The following is an 18,302-nucleotide window of genomic DNA, read 5'->3' as shown; positions in this document are numbered from 1 at the left end:
GATTACCCTAATCCATGTCTGCTGTCCTTTTCCTCTGTCTTCCGCAATCCCATAGCCTGCAAAATGCCAAACATACGGAATATATTGTTCAGCGGTCTGAACCAGAACGTCTCCGAACAAGCATACAATAACAGACGCGTCACTGCTCTGGACGTGTACGCTTTGCGTGAACACCATACTTCGAACATTACCATACCAGCGGACAACAGTGAACCATAGAGCGTGAGCAGCAAAGCGAGAATGATGCATAGGTTGATATCCACCAACTGTAGCCCTATGCCTGCAATGAACAGCAAAATCGCTCCCAGTTCCATCACAGGCCCCAACAATTCGATCAGAATAAAATAAGGGATGGATACCATCCCCATCCAGCCATAGGCCGGATTAAAGATCATGCTCCGCTGAGTCCATAGACTGCTTGCAAGCTGCATGTGCCAACCGATACGCTGTCTGCACAGCTGACGCCATGTACCGGGTACTTCTACCCTGCAGATCGGATCGGGAATATATATAATACGGCCATGTTCCCGGATCTGCTTCATATGTTTCTGTAACCGCATCACCAGTTCCATGTGAGCGACCTGGTCGTCGCGCTTGTAACCCCCAACTTCCAACACCCGGTTCTTTTTGAATACACCGAATACTTGGGCCGTAAATAAAAGCACATTAATGTTGTAACGAACAAGTCCCACACCACTAATCAAAAAAGCACGCACGTATTCAATGGTCTGCATTACATACAACGTACTGCCCGTAAGTCTTGTGCTGTTATCCGTTAAATCTGCATGATCCGTATTTCTGGGGGCCATGAGATCTAATCGTCCACTACAAGCAACGACCTCTTCTCCTGGGAGAGCATCCATAACGGGTTTCATAATCTTCACCAATGCATCCCGTTCCAGAACTGTCCAGGGTCCAACAGAGGCGATATAAGGATATTGCGAGATATTCAGGCCTGCATTCAGGGAGTCCATTCGTCCTCCATATTCCTTGTCGATCACAATCAGACGATGATGCAACCTGGATTGGTAGACACATTTAATCTGAGCCGTCTCCTGGCCGAGTCCCGAATAATGAACTTTACTCCGAATGGGCACTAGATCATAGGTTTCTATTAACCGTGGCATTGTTCCATCCTCTGATCCATCATTAATGATAATAACCTCATAGCGTGCATACTGAATATCCAGCAGACAATTAATTCGCTGTATGATCGTATTCTCTCTATTACGCATCGGGACAAGCAGGGATACCGCAGGAGCCAGTTCTTCATCCAACATCTCATGATATTGCAGCGGGTCCAGATCCCTCTGGCGAATCAATGTGCGAGCGGCAGCAACTACCAGAACACTGCACATCACAATCGCTAACACCAGATAGATAAATACCCCCTCGTAACATGCCAAAACAAAACTCTGCAACATCTCAATCCATCTTTCGTCCATACTGCATCCTTTCCAGCGTTTCCTCCGCTATCTGCCTTGCATATTTATCCGGATGGTTTACAGCCGTTTCCCGGAGTTCTTCAAGTCCCTGCTCGTACCGGGCAAGAGAATTCGCCGCTTCCTGTCGGATCTGAAAAGAAGGATCACCCATCATTATCTTCAGTCTAGGAATAAAAGCATCCGCATGAACAGTACCCATAAGCCGGGTCACTGTTAGTCTTTCCGAGCGTTGCCTTTCCTCACCAGATTCGTTCCATACCAGCAATAGCCCCTTCAGCAACTCTTCACGCCCTCTGCCCACTTGAGCCAATGCCTGATAAGCGAGGGTACGCAGCAGCGCATCCTCTCCAAGAATGAGCTTCTCCAGTAGAACAACAGCACCCTCCGTCTGGTCATCCCGAATACGAATGGCATGGACGATATTACACTGGACCTGATAAGGTACATCCTTGAAATGATCCTTCAGACGAGTCCAGGATGAATCGGTAAGCAACAGCAGAATCTGCAGATACTGCGAATCGGACCATACATATTGCTCACGCAACAATTCCTTCACGATTCTGAAATAACCGGTTCGGGCATATATGCGCAAAATGATGAAGCGTTCAAGCGGCGTACAGGAAGTAACCCGCAGCATATCCTCTAACCTGGGCAGAAGCTCTATCATATGAAACTGTTCAATATATAACAACGTGTTAACCCGTTCACTCCACTTTCCCTTCTTCAGAACCGACCGGTATGAACTTCCAAAGACTTGCCAGGATAACAGACGAATTCGCAGAGTCTCGTGCTCTACCGGACCTTGAGCAAGCCGTTGCAATAACAGCTGCTGCAAAACGCTCTGTTGATCTCCACTCATATTCAATAAGTCTACTTTTACTTCTCCTTGGCCCAAATACCGCTGTAACACCGAATCTTCGGAAAGTAATTCCTGCATCAGTGCTGTCTTAACCTTTTCCCTGCGCCTACTGCTATATTTCATCCATAAGATGTAACCGTAGATAACCAGCAAAAAAGCTAGTACACTTGCACACACAAGGCTGACCACATGTACTAACCAATCTGTATTACCCATAAGCCACCCTCTATGATGTGAGCCGATAAGCTTGATATACATCCATTGTTGTCCAATCATTGCATGATTTCCCCTTAATCGAATAAACGGCCTTACAACGGGCACAATAATACAAAATTTTCAAATACACCCTGTGAATACATATCGGGTATATGATACACTAAGCTTTCTATCGGCTTTCTACGTTTGTGATATAATAGGAACTGAAAATTCCGGCAATTCGTACTGGGTTCCGGATCTCCGGATAACATATTATTCCAGAAAGAGGGAGTTCTACGTGGCTCAAATCAGTCCGTACTACCTGCAAATCGGAGCAACCGTGGGCATGCTTGTCATGGCACTGCTTGCCATCTTCATCCGCATGAAAGCCAGTCACAGACCGGTGACCATTCGTAAAATCCTTATTCCTCCGCTCGGCATGAGCACAGGATTTCTCATGTTTGTTGTACCTGAGACTCATGTTCCTCTACTCTGGGCATTCATTGCGTTTCTGGTGGGCTGGTTCCTCTTTTCCTATCCCCTCATTCGCAGTACACGGTTTGAACGAGTAGGTGAAGAAATTTTTGCCACACGTTCTCGCAGCTTTGCTTTTATCTTGCTTGGATTGTTGGCCGTACGCCTGATCCTGCATGAAGTCATCCAGCGATATGTAAGTATTCCGCAAACGGGCGGATTGTTTTTCCTGCTGGCTTTTGGCATGATTGTACGCTGGCGTGTATATATGTACAAACACTACAAAGAAGTGCTGGTCGCCGAACACTAGTCACCCTACATAGACCACGCACAGATTTACAGATAAAAAAGACACGTTCTGCTGCACCCTCGGTGTGCAGAACGTGTCTTTTCGTTTTCAACCTAATTGTACATGTAAACCATTCAATATCTATTCAGGATCTGCAACCTTAACCAGCTGCTTGCCCAGATTATCTCCCGAGAAGAGGCCCATGAATGCTTCCGGCGTCTGTTCGAAGCCGTCAACAATGTTTTCTTCATACTGGATATGACCTTCCTTGATCCATTTCGCCAACTTGGCGCGGCCCTCTTTGAAGGATTTCGTATAGTCACCCAGCAGGAAACCTTTCATTAATGCTGTATTTGTTAACAGCAACGTCTGTGGACGCATGCCTATATCCGGTTTCTCCAGATTATAGGATGAGATCTGACCGCATAACGGAATACGTGCATTCCGATTGATGTGGCGCAAGACTGCATCCGAGATGTCACCGCCCACATTGTCAAAGTAGACATCTACACCATCCGGGCAAGCCCGTTCAATGGCCGCTGACATATCCTGCTCCTTCTTGTAGTTCAACACCACGTCGAAGCCCAGCTTTTCTTTCAAATAAGCGCATTTCTCATCAGAGCCTGCAATACCAACCACGCGTGCTCCCACAATTTTACCAATCTGACCTGCAATCATGCCTACCGCTCCGGCTGCTCCCGATACAACGACCGTTTCGCCGTCCTTCGGTTTGCCGATGTCCTCCATACCAAAATAAGCCGTCAGACCCGTCAGGCCTAGCGCACCCAGGTAAGCGGTGATTGGTGCTTCTTCCGTATCGATCAGCGACAGATCCCCCGTATTCACTGCGGCATATTGCTGCCAGCCCCACATACCGGATACGAGATCTCCTTTGCGCAGATTGGGTTCCGAAGATTCTACAACCTGCCCAATGGCTCCACCCTTGATCACTTCATTTAACGCGTACGGTGCAGCATACGACTTTGTATCTTTCATGCGGCCCCGCATATACGGATCGACCGACAAATATAATGTACGTACCAGAACTTGCCCAGCTTCCGGTTCAGGAAGAGGTGCATCAATGAAGTTGAAATTCTCTCTGGAAGGGGCACCTTCGGGACGAGACGCAAGTACGATCTGTTTATTTAAAGACACCAAAATTACCTCCTTGTTGCCAAGTGGACGCAAGGTTAACCCTTGTCAGCTGAGATCACTTACCACTGGCTCTGTGTTATCACTTCTTAATAGTTTAAACCGAAACAGGCGGATCACAAACGTGGGCCGCCTTGAAATATGCAAATATCGTCACATTGTAGCTGCTTTTGGCTATTATTGTGCTGTCAAAATCACTGGACCATCCGCCGTAATCGCAATCGTATGTTCATACTGGGCAGACAGACTTCCATCCATAGTACGAGCAGTCCATCCATCTGAATCCAGCTTACTTCGGAACGTACCAATATTCAGCATTGGTTCGATCGTAATAACCATGCCTTCCTTGAGACGCGGACCCCGATGAGGCGGACCGTAGTGAGGGACTTGTGGTTCCTCATGCATCTTCTCACCAATGCCGTGTCCGATAAACTCACGCACAACCGATAGGCCTTCACCTTCTGCATAGACTTGAATCGCATTGGAGATATCTCCGATCCGGTTGCCCACCACGGCAAGTTCAATGCCTTTGTACAGAGAGTTTTTGGTTACATCCAGTAGATGTTGTGCTTCCGGAGTCACTTCACCTACGGCATATGACCAAGCCGAATCCGCCAGCCAGCCATTTAGATTAACCACCATGTCGATTGTAACGATATCGCCGTCTTTCAGTGCATATTTTCCCGGAAACCCGTGACAGATCACATCATTAACCGACGCACATGTCGCATATTGGTATCCGTTATATCCCTTTTGTTCCGGCGTAGCGCCATTTTTCTTCATAAAAGCTTCTGCAAACTGGTCGATCTCCTGTGTCGTAATGCCTGGACGAATCATCTTTGCAATTTCTCTATGGCATGCGGCGAGAATTTCTCCGGCTTTTTTCATATATTCAATCTGTTCTTTGGTCTTCAATGTAATCATAATAACTACTCCTGTCCGTTAAAATCTTATCCTGTCCTCTATTGTAACGCTAAACACTCAAAATAAAAAATTCCGTGCAATCAGCAACATCCTATTATACGCCAAGCGCCTGTCCAATGAATACAATTATCCATGAAAAAATCGAAACCCCTTCTGATCTAGCCACGTATATGCTTAAAACAGTTGAAGTCGAAAGGGTGAAAGCTCATGTTCAAAAAGATTATCGGCAAACTTATCGATTCCAAATCTTCATCTCACCGTAAACGTTACAGCTCCTCGGACAGGCGCTCCTATAAACGTCACAGCAGTTCTTCAGGCAAGCGTTCCTACAAGCGCTATTCTTCTTCAGATGTGAAATACCGGGACAGCCGCAGTGGCTCCGGTTATTACAAAAGCAGAAAATACAGCTCCAGCTAAGCTGCTCTCACGACTGCTTTTAAAGAGCAATGATCGTGCCAGCTTATTAGACGCTACAATAAATGAATATGTAATAAAGGGGTGTTCGCTAGCCGTACTTACGGCCAGCAGAACACCCCTTTATTTGTTTCTATATAGCAAAAAGGAAAAAGACCCCTATAGATATCATACGAAGAGGTCACGGATAACAAATATAGGTCCACCTACAGAGCTTATTTCATTGTAATTTCAGCAACACATTCGCAATCTCCGCCTGTAACTCTGTCGCCCCACCCTCATAACCTGGACGGAGTCCAAGGAGTCGCTCCAGCATCTGGTGCAATTCCGGCGTAAGCTTAAGTTCCTCCTGCCAGCTGGCGGGTTCACGGCCCTTCTCTGGCTCATAAGCCGAATACAGCATGAAGAGAAGAAAGTGGCCGATATCCTGCAAATCATGATCCGGTGTAGCCCGCTCATCTTCAGGCTCAGGGACTTCACGCATACGTCGCTTCAGCTCCGGCAACAACGGCTCCCCCAAGCGTCTCGCCAGGCCAAAGTCAATTAGATGTACCGCCCCTTCACGTAAAATAACATTGGGAATCCGCACATCTCCATGAATATATCCCTGCTCATGCACATGAGCCACCGGAACCAGCAGTTGTCCTGCCAATTCCAGACATTCCCGCTCCGTATATCGAAGACCTTGCTCAAATATGCAATCTTCCAGCGTCTGTCCACGAATATACTCGGTAACGATATAACTTCGTCTCCCGGATGTGAACACATCCAATAGATCAGGGATCGCCGGATGATGCAGACGCCTCATCACGTCCGCCTCCCGCTCCAACAGGTGCGCAGAGAGTCTGCCCTTGCTAGGTTTGGACTCCTTCAACGCCACTTCCCTGCCATTCTGGTCATCTGTACACAGGTATGTCAGCCCATAGCTCCCCATACCCAGCAATTCCTTTATTGTATAACGCTCAGCAATGGTCGTGCCTTCCCGCCGAGGACGATCCGTCCATAGTCCGAGCAATCTTTGCCAACTTCGTCGCAGCTCCACAGATCCTCCCACGCCAGCTTCCTGATCCACTCAGTCTTTATCTATACTGAGCAGTCCGCTGCCAGTCTTCATGTTGTATGGAGCTTATTATATCAGGCCCATAATGCAAAATCACGATGAGCAAGAGCCTGTCATTCAAGCTTCCTTATGCTTCTTGGGTAGGAACCCGAACAACATACGCAGGGATACTCCTTTTGGTTTGCGTTTTCTTCCCTGGAAGCTGCGCAAGTTGGTCACGAGTTCGCGATCTCGCTCTTCCTCCAGCTTCTCGTTCATCCACAGGCGCTGTTTCTCCATCTGTTCCTGGAGCGCCATATGTGTCTCCGCCAGATGCTGAAGGGTCAGCTCCAGTTCATCGACCCGCTGTTGCAGCAACTGTACCCGATCATCCTGCTGTTGTTCTACAGCACCATAAGTCACCTCACTTACCAGTTGCCCCAGACCTTCATAGGATCTCAGATTACCCATTATTTCAGGTTCTTCAGGGAATACGGATGACATTGATGTTGCTGCACATTCCGTCTCTGACAGACCTTCAATCCCCATCACCGGTACATCTACTTCTACTGCAGCTACAGGTACTTCTGGAGCCAATACAGTCACCACAGCATCAGCCAGGGGCAGATTATGCTCTCGGAGTTCAGTCATCAGGCGTTCAATGCACTCGATGTCGTCGGACTTGAATAGTCTGGATTTGTTGGCGGACCGTTCGAACCGGTATCCCTGTTCTTCCAGTGCCGCCGCATATTTACGAAGAGTACTGGCACCTATGCCCAGGCTCTTGGCCGTTTCCGTCGTTGCTCCTGCTTCTTCAATCATCATTAATTCCCTCCCGGAATGAAGTCTTTTGGGAACCAATTTCATAATACCTTTAGTGAGTTATGAAATTGATTCTTGGATAAAAACATTATGGCTTCAGCGTTCCTTTTTTTTGGAACCGTCATCGGATCGGGGCAACCTGTCTCATGGATCAAGTATGGCTTATCTTTTGCTTGTCCGTATGTATTCGTCAGCTTCTCGGCAGATCCCTTTGGCGGTTTTGTTCTGTTTCTGCGGATTCCTAAGAAGTTTTGTCAGGTATATGATCCGCACAAATAACCCCCATTCCGACAATGAGCATGAATGCTGTCATGTCGAATGACACAGTTGCAAACGCCGTCAAATCATATGATTAGGAATTATTCATGTCAATTTTGTTAACTCCGTTACTCCAATACGCTCCCGCGATAGCGGATATCATTGCTGCACAGCTTTTCCATGTGTTATCTTATGTAACGTAGAAGTACATTCCAGCATAAAATAAAGGACTATACTTAACATAGGACGCATTAGTAACGGATAAATATCAATCTAAATGGGGGCTGAACGGCAGTGTTAGGCAAATCAGGCAAAGTAGCGGTGATCGGGGCGGGTCTTGTCGGTTCGAGTTGTGCGTATTCCATGATTAATCAATCGATATGCAGGGAAATTATGATGGTGGACCGGACGTATGACCGTGCTGTAGCACAGGCATTGGATTTTTCCCATTGTATGGACTTCACACATAACCGCACCAAGGTATATGCAGGCACGTACGCGGATTGTGGCAATATGGATGTTATTGTCTTAACTGCCGGAGCGAATCCCAAGCCAGGACAGACACGGCTGGATATTCTGGAGGAAGCGGAATCGATTGCCAAAGACATCGTGGTCCCGATCATGAAAAGTGGATTTAACGGGATTTTTGTCGTCGCTGCCAATCCGGTTGACATAGTAACTTATATGGTATGGAAATTATCTGGTCTGCCGCGTGAGCATGTCATCGGCACAGGAACGTCCATTGACTCTTCAAGGCTTAAAACGCTGCTGTCTGAAGTCTTCTCCATCGATCCACGCAGTGTGCACGGTTATGCCCTCGGGGAGCATGGAGAATCCCAGTTCGTAGCCTGGTCTCATGTGACCATCGGTGGCAAACCGATTATGCACATCATGGATCAGCACAAGGAGCGCTTCAAACATCTGGATCTGGACGATATTGCACGCAAAACGAAGGATGCCGGTTGGGAAATCTTTACCCGTAAAGGTTCTACCCAATTCGGAATCGGCAATGCCCTCGCGCACATCACTCGTTCCATCCTCAATGACGAACACAAGATCATCGCCGTATCGGCTATTCTGGACGGAGAGTACGAGCAACACAACGTCTGCGTCGGTGTTCCTGCAATCATCGGTGGCAATGGCATTCAGGAGATTATCGAATTGAATCTGGATGCAACGGAACGTGAGAAATTCAACAATTCCTGTGAAATCCTATCTGGTAACATCAATCGTCTGACACTGGTATAAGCCATTTGTATACTACTCCACTTTTGTATGCTTCGGCTCAACTTCAAAAGCCTGCCAACGCAAACACGCCAATAACACTCCATCAGTGGAGGATTATTGGCGTGTTTACGTTTATTATTTTTCACAGCCAGATGAATCAATTTCATAATACCTTCAGCTGCTTCAATCAAGGCTAGATATAGATCAAAACGGTTCATTTTGTCTATATTTAGTTACAGAAATCTATTTTAGTGAGTTATGAAATTGATTTGAGTAGTTGTTCAATTCGGTGCAAGTTGAGGTTCGTCCCTTGGTCCCCATTGCTGTAACACCCGCTTCAACTCACTCAGCATAACCGGTTTGCTAATGAAGTCACGCATACCAATCTCCAGACAAGCTTCCTTATCTTCGCGTTTGGCATTGCCTGTAACTGCGATGATTGGAGGTATGCGATCCTGTGGAATTAGGCGGTGTAACAGGTCTGTCGCCTTCAGTCCATCCATCACAGGCATATGAATATCCATCAGGACAATATCATAAGCATTCTGAGAGATGGCATCAATTGCCTCCACGCCATTAGTACACACATCTGCCTGGTATCCGAGCTTCTCCAGATATTCTCGCAAAATCTTCCGGTTCACCGGATGATCCTCCGCCACCAGAATACGCATGGCGACCTTATCACTCTGACGTGTACGATCATGATGGAATTGACTTGCTGTCTGTTCTGCTGAAGCATCTACACTCGCCGCAGGAACAGCAAACCGGAAGGTTGAGCCCTCCCCTTCTATACTCTCGACACTGATGCTGCCTCCCATGATCTCCACGAGTCGCTTGGAGATGACCAGTCCCAGTCCGGTACCACCATACTTCCGGTTAATCACCGGGTGTAGTTGAGAGAAGGACTGAAACAACTGATCCAGCTTGTCAGCCGGGATGCCAATTCCCGTATCTTGCACCGCAAAATCAAGAACGCTGTCTTCAGGCTTTCTGCCCTTGATAATATCCACGTTAACATCAATGCTTCCCTGATCTGTGAACTTGAGCGCATTGCCAACCAAGTTCACCAGAATCTGCCGGATACGTATAGCGTCACCGACCATGAACTCAGGGATGCTTGGATTGAGGCGATATCTGATCTCCAGATGTTTCTCATCTGCACGCGGTTTAAACAGCTCGGCAACCTGTTCCAGCATCTTGCGTAATGCAAATGGTTCATAAGCCAGTGCCATTTTCCCGGATTCCAGCTTACTGAAGTCCAAAATATCATTAAGGATGTTCAGCAGAGCATCGCCGCTGTCTCGAATAATCTCGGCATATTCACGCTGTTCTTCCGATAAATCGGTACCGATCAACAATTCTGTCATCCCCACGATCCCGTTCATCGGTGTCCGGATCTCATGGCTAACCATCGACAGAAATTCTGACTTGGCCTGAGCTGCCAGCTCAGCTGTTTCTTTGGCACGTACAATTTCACGTTCGCCAGTCACATCATTAAACACAACCACAGCACCCTGAATCTGTCCCTGTTCAATAATCGGCGTCACCTGATACTGCACCAGAAAGCTGCTGCCATCTTTACGCCAGAACACATCTTCCTTGATCGAACGTCTCTGTCCATCCAACACGGTCATGTGGATCGGGCACTCTTCTTGTGGCAAATGACTTCCGTCTGCACGGGTGTGATGGATGATTGGATGTGAGTTTTTGCCAATGAATTCTTTCGCCTCATAACCGAACATCGAAGCTGCTGCTGGATTCATAAACATGGTGATTCCATCCGCATCCAAACCAAATATTCCTTCCGTAACCGTGTTGAGAATCAGCTCATGTTGCTTGCTAAGCTCCTGAATCCGTTCCGTATATTCCTTGCGCTCGGTAATATCGGACACGATCCCATAGACGCCTACCATTTCCTTATCCACAATAATGGGCACATTCGTAACAGATACTTCAATCTTCCGACCACTTGAATTGACGATTCGTGTCTCATAATATTGCGGTTCGCCTTGCTTCACCATTTCAAAATAATGTTTGCCGTATTGCACTTCGCATTTATCCAGATTGGATAAAAAAGATTGGCCAATAAGCTTATTTCGCGGAATATCCAGCATTTGCACCAGTTTGCTGTTCACTGCGCTGTATTTACCTTCCAGATTCAATGAATACACAGCTGCCGGGTTATGTTCGAACAACGATCTGTATCGCTGACGGCTTTCCCGAAGACGTCTGTCCGCATCCTTATGCTGGGTGATATCCCTGCTGATGCTTACAATCTGGACACTCTTGCCACGCTCTCCAGCCACAGGTTTCGCCAATGTCTCCATCCAGATATAGTGTCCCTTCTTGTGCAACACACGCATCTTGCAGCCATTGCCGATCTTGGAAAGATCCATAGGGTCCGGATAGTCTCCCGGATAACAATAATCCTTGAAGGACTTGCCCGTGACTTCCTCCGGCTTATAACCGAGCAAGGCGTACACGGAAGGGGAGACATATAACAACTCTCCATCCGCAGAACAAGTCGTAATCAGATCTTGCGCATGGTCAGCCAGCACCTGATATTTCTCCTGTGCCTCCTTAAGCTCACGTTGCACTTCCAGGATATCGGTAACATCTTTGGCAATACCATAGATTCCTACAACTTCGTTTCCCTCCGTTATAGGCACATACGTGATCTCTGCCTGTTTCAGGGAACCATCTTTATGATAAAAAGTAATGGAATTACTGACTGAACGTCCAGCCAGCACTTCTTTAATATATTCTTTCCGTGAATTTTCACTGTCTGGAGGACAGATCTCACTCTGATTCATACGAATCAAGTCATCCAGTGTATACCCTGATATCCGCTCTACCGAGGGATTAGCATCAATATAGTTTCCATGGATGTCCATCACATAAATGGCATCCGGATGGTTAAAAAACAGTGATTGGTAAGAACTTCCCTCAGAAATAATGCGCTTCAGGGTTTCCGTTTTATTAATATCCATGGCTTACCCCTCTTTTCTCAGCCAATATCTTCATCTAACAACAGGGATGGATTATCCCTTACAGAAATGGGCCTACCCTCGAATAACCACGTAAGCCAGCCTAGAAACAGCTTTTTTTATTTTACCAGATTCTCGTCTCATTTTGCTTACAATCTATGATCCAATTCACATGATGTGTGATGTAATACTTGGAAATTTTGATTTTACGCAGGAGACGTCTTCAAGGAAAGACAAGTTATACAAGAATCAATGTAAGCCTCTAACAAGCTTAAAGTTCAATTCCAAGTCAGCTGATTCTGGCGAATGGCTAAACGATTTTCTAAAGAACTCAGGACATCTTATTTGGTGTCCATGTGGCCTTTTTAAATTTTAAAGAACATCAGACACGTTAATCCCCATAATCTCCTGTCATAAACGCTGCAAACGGTCGTTTCATTGGATATAACATGTCTCAGGTTTCTTAGATTTCTGAGATCACTTCAAATCCTTGAATAAGACTCCTTAGATTCGTTAGGGAGTTGAGAGGATAAACCCGCCCCCCGCCTAAAGCAAATCTTCTCAAGGAAAGAGAGATCATCTGCTCTTGCGATGCCTGGATATAAAATTAACGATACAATTTGTATCAAAAAGGCTATAATCGTTAAAAAAACGATTTTCAACTACGGAGAGGACGGATGAATCATGCTGCCCAACAGAGTTAAAATTGCTTACGGTAAACTAAGAGGCTTGGCCATCTTTGGTAAAATCCAGCCCGCTATGGGCCTGCTGCCACGAATCAGGGGTAAGGTTTATCTGAATAGATTGGGTGACTTGCAGGTGGGAAAACGGCTTAACATTATAGGCAAACCATGGGGAACCCAGTTAACCGTAGTCAAAGGCGCGCGATTAACGATTGGCGATGACGTCATGATTAATGCAGGAGTCGGGATTGCCGCTAACGTTGAAGTGACCATCGGCAATAACGTCATGATTGGTCCTCGAACTAGCATATTCGACAGTGCCTATCACCGGATTGACTCTCTGGATGACGGGAGCCAGACTGCCAAGCGGATTGTGATTCAAGATAATGCCTGGATTGGTACAGGCGCGCTTATTTTGCCCGGAGTGACCATTGGCAGAAATGCAGTTGTGGCAGCAGGAAGCACGGTGACCAAAGATGTACCCGAAAATACACTTGTAGCCGGGGCACCAGCCAAAATCATTCGGGAGTTGACCATTCATGATGGGTGGGTCAGACATTAGAAAAAATCCTCCTGAAGCATACATACAATAGAGCTTTGCATGTTTTGCTTAAAGAGGATTTTGATCTACGATAACCAAATGTGTAACGGATTATTCATATTTCTTTTTTCGCAAAATACATCATGCCGATTCCAATAAAAATAACAGCACTGCCTCCAACAACCGCCAGCATCGTCATCAGTGGCACGTTGTAGGCTCCGAAACCCGCGCCGTCCACGGGTGTCATCAGAATCATCGGTTGTGCCCATGGATAATACGGCCCATATGTCGCCGAGTTTACAATGAGAATATTCGGTATGGTTAGTGCAAAATTCAGTGCGAGCGGTGCGGCAAAGCTGCTCCACACCAATGAAACGAACATCTGCAGGGCAGCCAAGGGTACACAAGCTAGCAACCCAAGCAGCAGTTTGCTCGCCAAGAATCCCCAAGGTACAGGCATCGTAATGCCGTGAATCATGCCTGCCAGCAGAATGGACATCAGCAATAATACTTGTGTACCCGCCAGAAGCATGAGCACAATCGTCAGTTTACCTGCATATACGCCTGAACGTGTGAGCGGTAAAACCAGCATCTGCTTCCACCCTCCACCTGCATGTTCAAAACGGCAGACAAAGGACGTAAACACGCCAGTCAGCATCGGTAATAATAACAATCCGTGCAGGAAAACCATCGTGTTCATCAATACCTGCCAATTTCCCGATGGAGTAGACAACAGTCCGATGAGCAGCGCAATGAGTGGACTCAGCAGAATCAGAAGCCATATGGGGGACTTGCCCATTTTCAATCGTTCAGCGGACAAAATTCGGAAGTAAGTTGTCGCAAAGCTCATGTCAGGCCACATCCTTCCGGCTAAAGTGCACCATACCCAGCAACAGAATCAATAACCCTAGACCTGCCCCCATGCCTGCATACAGATATGGATTGGGTCCATTCCAGGCCATCTGCGCCCAAGCGAGTGGAAAGTTCGGTGAGATACTGAGTGCGAACATGCCCGTTATCGCGAGAACGATGCCCAGGGTGACGGGAAGTGCCTGATTCTTGTTAACCATCGTGAGCCACAACTCCAGTGACAACACGGGAAGTGCACCAGCCAAAGGCAATAGCCCCAGCTTGATCGCATGTGTCCAAGGTATTTCGCTGGCATGGAATCCGAGGATCAGACCCAGACCCACAATTCCTGCGGTTAACAGCAGGCAGGAGATCACCAGCAGCACACAAGCAAGCAGGAACTTGGCTAAATACACGGCTGGTCTGGGAATCGGCATCGCGAGCAGCTGTTTCCATGATCCCTGTTCATGCTCAACATTAGCGATCATGGAGCTGAGAATGGTTGCTCCCAGCATCAGAGACAAGGGCACAAAGACCACCACATTGCCCAGCAATCCGCCCCACAGGTTATCTGCATACTGCTCTTTCAGATAGTCCAGCCGTAAGCCAAAATTAAGCGCCTGCATCGCTGTTAATCCAAGAGGGGCCAGAAAGACAAGAAACCAGATCCCTTTCCCCCGAATCTTGAGCCAGTCTGATGATAATGCACGCCCGGTCATATGGAAGCCCCCTCGCCAATGACCCGCATGAACAGATCTTCCAGCGACTGACGCTGTTCCTCTACACGATACACATCATGATCCTGCTCAATTAATCGGCGCACAAGCAGTGCCACTGAACTGTTATCCATATAAGGGAACGTTAACGCAGAACCTTGTTGCTGACCAAATTGTCCCTGTTCTCTCGCCAGCTTCATAGCCTCTTCCGGCTCGGAAACCGTTAACCGGATAGAGCTACCCGTCTGACTATGCAGACTTGCGATGGTATCCTGAAGCACCATCTTGCCTTCACGGATAATACCAACGCGACTTGCCATCTGTTCGACTTCACTCAGCAAGTGGCTGGAAACCAGAACGGTAATGCCATGTTCCAGAGGCATGCGTTTGATCAGTTCCCGAATCTCCTGAATACCGGCAGGATCAAGACCATTCGTTGGTTCGTCCAGAATCAGCAGTTCCGGTTCACCCAGCAAAGCGCTGGCAATACCCAGACGTTGCTTCATCCCAAGGGAATATCCCTTCACTGAACGTTTGGCATCCTTGGTCAGATCTACAATGGACAGCACTTCAGCAATTCTTGATTTTGGTACATTGATGATGCGGCGCAAAGTTTCCAGATTCTCTACTGCGTTCAGATGTCCGTAATAGGACGGGTATTCGACCAAGGAACCCACACGGCGCAAAATATCCATGCGATCCTTGCGGATATCCTTGTCGAAGATACGGATCACGCCTTTGGTTGGTTTAATCAAGCCGAGAAGCATGCGAATCGTTGTTGTTTTGCCGGCACCGTTGGGACCGAGGAAGCCGTAGATATCTCCCTTTTTAATATGCAGATCAAGTTCACGGACCGCTGCACGGTCCCGGTATGTTTTCCATAAATTCGCCGTTTGAATAATATTTTCACTCACTGTATGATCACCTCGGAACTATCGTAACCTTCCAAGGTTAAAACCAAAGTAGTCTCCAGTTTAAGTTTAGTTTAAAAAAGCTATTTCAGCGGTTTGTTGTTTCCCTGTTTCCCTTACCACTGTAGATATATGTCTGGACACCCGTATCGGAACTGTCTACCCGCTTGCGCAGACCCATCTCACGAATCAACAGGTCTACAATGGATAAGCCTAGACCTGTGCCTTTTGTGTCGGAATTCGGTTGCATTCCCGGACCCCGGTCCTGAATAACGACGGCCGTCTCACCCTGAATCTCCTGAGTTGATATACCAATATATTTCCCGCTGGCGGCATGACGGATCACGTTTTGGAACAAATTATCAAGAATACGGCGCATGCCCTGTTCATCCATATGCCAGATCAATGGTTCCTCTGGCAGGTCAATATCAATCTCAAATTGCTCTTTCTCCCAGACCGGGTACCAGGCGGCCGCCGTTTCCCTGACGATCCGCAGTATATCTTTCTCTTCCAGCTTCAGTGTATACTTCCCACTCGTGAGCAAATTGTAGGATAACATGTTGTCAATGAGCCCACCGAGGTCCTCCATCTTTGCTTCCATGCGATGTAATGAACGGTCACCTTGCTCGCTCAGCTCTTCCTTGTGCAAAGCATGCATATGTCCACGAATCACCGTTAGCGGGGTACGCAGATCGTGAGAAAGCCCCGCAATGAGACGTTTGCGCAATTGTTCTTCCTCTCGTTCACGGTGGCGGCTGTCGGACAGTTGATGCACCATCTGATTGAAGGATTCTTCCAGTTGACCAATCTCGTCTGACCGGCGGATATCTACCGGAAGCGGGAGGCCTTCCTTGCCTGTGGTCATCATGGCCGTCTGCAAACGAATAAGTCGTTTGCGAATGCGTGCGAAGAAGAGAATCGACATAATGATGAAGATCAGAAAGATGAGGGTCATTACGATACCAAGATACAAGAGTTCCATCGGCCAGTTACTCTGATTCATTTGCAGAAGTGACCGCGGCACTTCAATGATCATGAATCCCTGTCCTTTGTCCTGCTCAGCTCCGCCAATATATGCAACTACGGTCAGTGGATCGCGAAAGGAGGCTTCTTTCATGAATTGCACCGTATTGTTTACATTCCATAAGGATGGAATATGAGTCTCTGTCGTTTGCCCGGAATCCAGTGACCATCTCAATGTCGTGTCTGTTCTGCCATCCGGCGACGTGGATTTCAGAAGCGTTACATCTTCACCACCGAGAATAAAGAGGGTCTCACCGCTCACATTCACACGATACATGGAAGATTTGGGATACGAGCCATGTAATTGCTCCAACCGGGCCTTAATCTCTTCATCCGAAGCACCATCCAGGTTCTTCGCTTCACGTGACCAGAGGTTACTGATCCGGGTAACATCACCGTAAGGCGCGTCGCGGTTCGTATTCGTGTTATTCACTACGACAATATATATAACGGATATGATCGGAAGGACAACGGGCACAAATAATACAGCCGCCAAGATCAGTAGGATGTATCTGGACATCAAGGACCGCCCAAAGCGAAGCTTGCGCCGCCCGGATTGCTTTTGATCCATACTTCGTTCTCCCTTCATGATCTTCCGTTCTCTGAACCACCGAATCATGGCTTCTTCACACGATATCCCACACCACGGACCGTCTGAATAACTACAGGATTGGCCGGATCAAGCTCCAGCTTTTCGCGTAGATGCCGAATATGTACCATTAAAGTCTTGTCCCCATCCAGATAGGGCTCGTTCCAGACGGCTTCATAGATCTGCTCTTTGGTTCGAATCATGCCCATATGTCGTAGCAGGTAGGCGAAGATGTGGAACTGTTTTCCCGATAAAATAATCTCATCTCCCGTCTCCTCATTGACGATCCGGTTGTCCTTCTCATAGATGGAGAGATGATCCAGCTTCAGGGCAGCATCCGTGGATACCGCCGTTCCTGCCTTACGCAGTTGTACTTCAATCCGGGCAGCCAGTTCATCGGGGTGAAATGGTTTGGTCACATAGTCATCGGCAAAATCAAGACCGTGCAACTTGTCGTCAATGGACGTTCTGGCCGAGAGCATGACAATGGGCACGGCGGGATGTTCTTTTTTCAGTCGCTGTCCCACCGTAAATCCATCCAGCCCAGGCAGCATGACATCCAGAATAATGAGTGAGCAACCGACAGCAGCCTCCGCTGCACCTTCACCACTGCCGAGCCATACCACCTCATAACCGCGCTCCTCCAGATCGGCTCTGACCCAAGTCGCAATTTCCGTATCATCTTCAATATATAACAGTTTGGTTTTCATCCGAATATTCGTTTCCTTTCTGCCCCCATTGGGTTAATGATATATCTGAGCATCATCATGGTAAAAGATGTCTATAACATATGGATTCATGTCTTGTTGAAACAATGTTAAAGTCCTTTACGTTACCACACATTCTAATTATAGCGTATTCATTAACGTGGGGAATGTCATATTAATCAAGTCTACCAAGTACAT

General features: G+C 47.3%; 16 protein-coding genes. 4 read left to right on the top strand and 12 right to left on the bottom strand.

All coding sequences use genetic code 11. The annotated features are described in order from the left end of the window. Positions 1–2: 2 nt before the first annotated feature. Both MHI14_RS29660 and MHI14_RS29655 read right to left on the bottom strand, forming a co-directional pair. Positions 3–1,445, bottom strand: coding sequence for a glycosyltransferase family 2 protein (locus MHI14_RS29660; RefSeq protein ID WP_341131915.1), 1,443 nt, complete (start codon positions 1,443–1,445; stop codon positions 3–5). Further along, on the bottom strand, positions 1,426–2,580 hold the full coding sequence (locus MHI14_RS29655; protein ID WP_341131914.1) for a HEAT repeat domain-containing protein: 1,155 nt from the start codon (positions 2,578–2,580) through the stop codon (positions 1,426–1,428). Before MHI14_RS29655 ends, MHI14_RS29660 begins: the two co-directional genes overlap by 20 nt. A 217-nt stretch (positions 2,581–2,797) precedes the next feature. On the opposite strand from MHI14_RS29655, the gene MHI14_RS29650 reads away from it, so the two are divergent. Beyond that, positions 2,798–3,283 carry a CcdC family protein gene (locus MHI14_RS29650; RefSeq protein WP_176873064.1) on the top strand — a complete coding sequence of 162 codons (486 nt, stop codon included), beginning with the start codon at positions 2,798–2,800 and terminating at the stop codon, positions 3,281–3,283. A 120-nt stretch (positions 3,284–3,403) separates the two neighbouring features. Here MHI14_RS29650 and MHI14_RS29645 read toward each other — a convergent pair whose 3' ends face one another. Both MHI14_RS29645 and map read right to left on the bottom strand, forming a co-directional pair. Next, complete coding sequence (locus MHI14_RS29645; protein WP_133386915.1) at positions 3,404–4,417, bottom strand: NADP-dependent oxidoreductase; 1,014 nt, start codon at positions 4,415–4,417, stop codon at positions 3,404–3,406. A gap of 174 nt (positions 4,418–4,591) precedes the next feature. After that, positions 4,592–5,338, bottom strand: coding sequence for a type I methionyl aminopeptidase (gene map / locus MHI14_RS29640; RefSeq protein ID WP_076215941.1), 747 nt, complete (start codon positions 5,336–5,338; stop codon positions 4,592–4,594). 207 nt (positions 5,339–5,545) lie between these two features. Between map and MHI14_RS29635 the strand changes: the two genes are divergently transcribed. Next, on the top strand, positions 5,546–5,755 hold the full coding sequence (locus MHI14_RS29635) for a hypothetical protein (protein ID WP_017690946.1): 210 nt from the start codon (positions 5,546–5,548) through the stop codon (positions 5,753–5,755). A 217-nt stretch (positions 5,756–5,972) separates the two neighbouring features. Here MHI14_RS29635 and MHI14_RS29630 read toward each other — a convergent pair whose 3' ends face one another. Beyond that, the gene (locus MHI14_RS29630) at positions 5,973–6,824 is read right to left on the bottom strand and encodes a serine/threonine protein kinase (RefSeq protein ID WP_341131913.1); all 852 of its coding nucleotides are present in this window, start codon (positions 6,822–6,824) and stop codon (positions 5,973–5,975) included. A gap of 105 nt (positions 6,825–6,929) precedes the next feature. Continuing rightward, positions 6,930–7,616, bottom strand: a complete 687-nt coding sequence (locus tag MHI14_RS29625; protein WP_289391002.1) for a hypothetical protein — start codon at positions 7,614–7,616, stop codon at positions 6,930–6,932. Between the two features lie 549 nt (positions 7,617–8,165). Here MHI14_RS29625 and MHI14_RS29620 point away from each other — a divergent pair. Then, positions 8,166–9,119, top strand: a complete 954-nt coding sequence (locus MHI14_RS29620; protein WP_091038209.1) for an L-lactate dehydrogenase — start codon at positions 8,166–8,168, stop codon at positions 9,117–9,119. A 260-nt stretch (positions 9,120–9,379) separates the two neighbouring features. Here MHI14_RS29620 and MHI14_RS29615 read toward each other — a convergent pair whose 3' ends face one another. Next, positions 9,380–12,088, bottom strand: coding sequence for a PAS domain S-box protein (locus MHI14_RS29615; RefSeq protein ID WP_091038207.1), 2,709 nt, complete (start codon positions 12,086–12,088; stop codon positions 9,380–9,382). 681 nt (positions 12,089–12,769) lie between these two features. Here MHI14_RS29615 and MHI14_RS29610 point away from each other — a divergent pair. Further along, positions 12,770–13,330, top strand: a complete 561-nt coding sequence (locus MHI14_RS29610) for an acyltransferase (protein ID WP_249913006.1) — start codon at positions 12,770–12,772, stop codon at positions 13,328–13,330. 94 nt (positions 13,331–13,424) lie between these two features. Here MHI14_RS29610 and MHI14_RS29605 read toward each other — a convergent pair whose 3' ends face one another. The 5 genes from MHI14_RS29605 to MHI14_RS29585 form a co-directional block, all read right to left on the bottom strand. Beyond that, positions 13,425–14,159 (bottom strand): ABC transporter permease, encoded by a 735-nt coding sequence (locus MHI14_RS29605; protein WP_289391001.1) that lies wholly within the window; start codon positions 14,157–14,159, stop codon positions 13,425–13,427. A gap of 1 nt (position 14,160) precedes the next feature. Then, a complete protein-coding gene (locus MHI14_RS29600; RefSeq protein WP_091038202.1) occupies positions 14,161–14,877 on the bottom strand; it encodes an ABC transporter permease in 717 nt (238 codons plus the stop codon). Beyond that, entirely contained in the window at positions 14,874–15,788 is a 915-nt protein-coding gene (locus MHI14_RS29595) for an ABC transporter ATP-binding protein (RefSeq protein WP_124117936.1), read from the bottom strand. Before MHI14_RS29595 ends, MHI14_RS29600 begins: the two co-directional genes overlap by 4 nt. Before the next feature lie 85 nt (positions 15,789–15,873). Then, the gene (locus MHI14_RS29590; protein ID WP_341131912.1) at positions 15,874–17,379 is read right to left on the bottom strand and encodes a HAMP domain-containing sensor histidine kinase; all 1,506 of its coding nucleotides are present in this window, start codon (positions 17,377–17,379) and stop codon (positions 15,874–15,876) included. Positions 17,380–17,423: 44 nt separating this feature from the next. Next, complete coding sequence (locus MHI14_RS29585; protein ID WP_091038197.1) at positions 17,424–18,107, bottom strand: response regulator transcription factor; 684 nt, start codon at positions 18,105–18,107, stop codon at positions 17,424–17,426. Positions 18,108–18,302: the final 195 nt, after the last annotated feature.

It is taken from the genome of Paenibacillus sp. FSL K6-2393, assembly GCF_038002545.1.
Classification (GTDB): domain Bacteria; phylum Bacillota; class Bacilli; order Paenibacillales; family Paenibacillaceae; genus Paenibacillus.
The sequence above is the reverse complement of the archived record's forward strand: the minus strand, read 5'-3'. Positions and strand labels throughout refer to the sequence as shown.

Coding starts and splice junctions, on each gene's coding strand:
- map (WP_076215941.1), bottom strand. CDS start 5,338: ATGATTACATTGAAGACCAAAGAACAGATTGAATATATGAAAAAAGCC.
- MHI14_RS29600 (WP_091038202.1), bottom strand. CDS start 14,877: ATGACCGGGCGTGCATTATCATCAGACTGGCTCAAGATTCGGGGGAAA.
- MHI14_RS29615 (WP_091038207.1), bottom strand. CDS start 12,088: ATGGATATTAATAAAACGGAAACCCTGAAGCGCATTATTTCTGAGGGA.
- MHI14_RS29610 (WP_249913006.1), top strand. CDS start 12,770: ATGCTGCCCAACAGAGTTAAAATTGCTTACGGTAAACTAAGAGGCTTG.
- MHI14_RS29635 (WP_017690946.1), top strand. CDS start 5,546: ATGTTCAAAAAGATTATCGGCAAACTTATCGATTCCAAATCTTCATCT.
- MHI14_RS29590 (WP_341131912.1), bottom strand. CDS start 17,379: ATGGATCAAAAGCAATCCGGGCGGCGCAAGCTTCGCTTTGGGCGGTCC.
- MHI14_RS29625 (WP_289391002.1), bottom strand. CDS start 7,616: ATGATGATTGAAGAAGCAGGAGCAACGACGGAAACGGCCAAGAGCCTG.
- MHI14_RS29655 (WP_341131914.1), bottom strand. CDS start 2,580: ATGATTGGACAACAATGGATGTATATCAAGCTTATCGGCTCACATCAT.
- MHI14_RS29605 (WP_289391001.1), bottom strand. CDS start 14,159: ATGAGCTTTGCGACAACTTACTTCCGAATTTTGTCCGCTGAACGATTG.
- MHI14_RS29585 (WP_091038197.1), bottom strand. CDS start 18,107: ATGAAAACCAAACTGTTATATATTGAAGATGATACGGAAATTGCGACT.
- MHI14_RS29660 (WP_341131915.1), bottom strand. CDS start 1,445: ATGGACGAAAGATGGATTGAGATGTTGCAGAGTTTTGTTTTGGCATGT.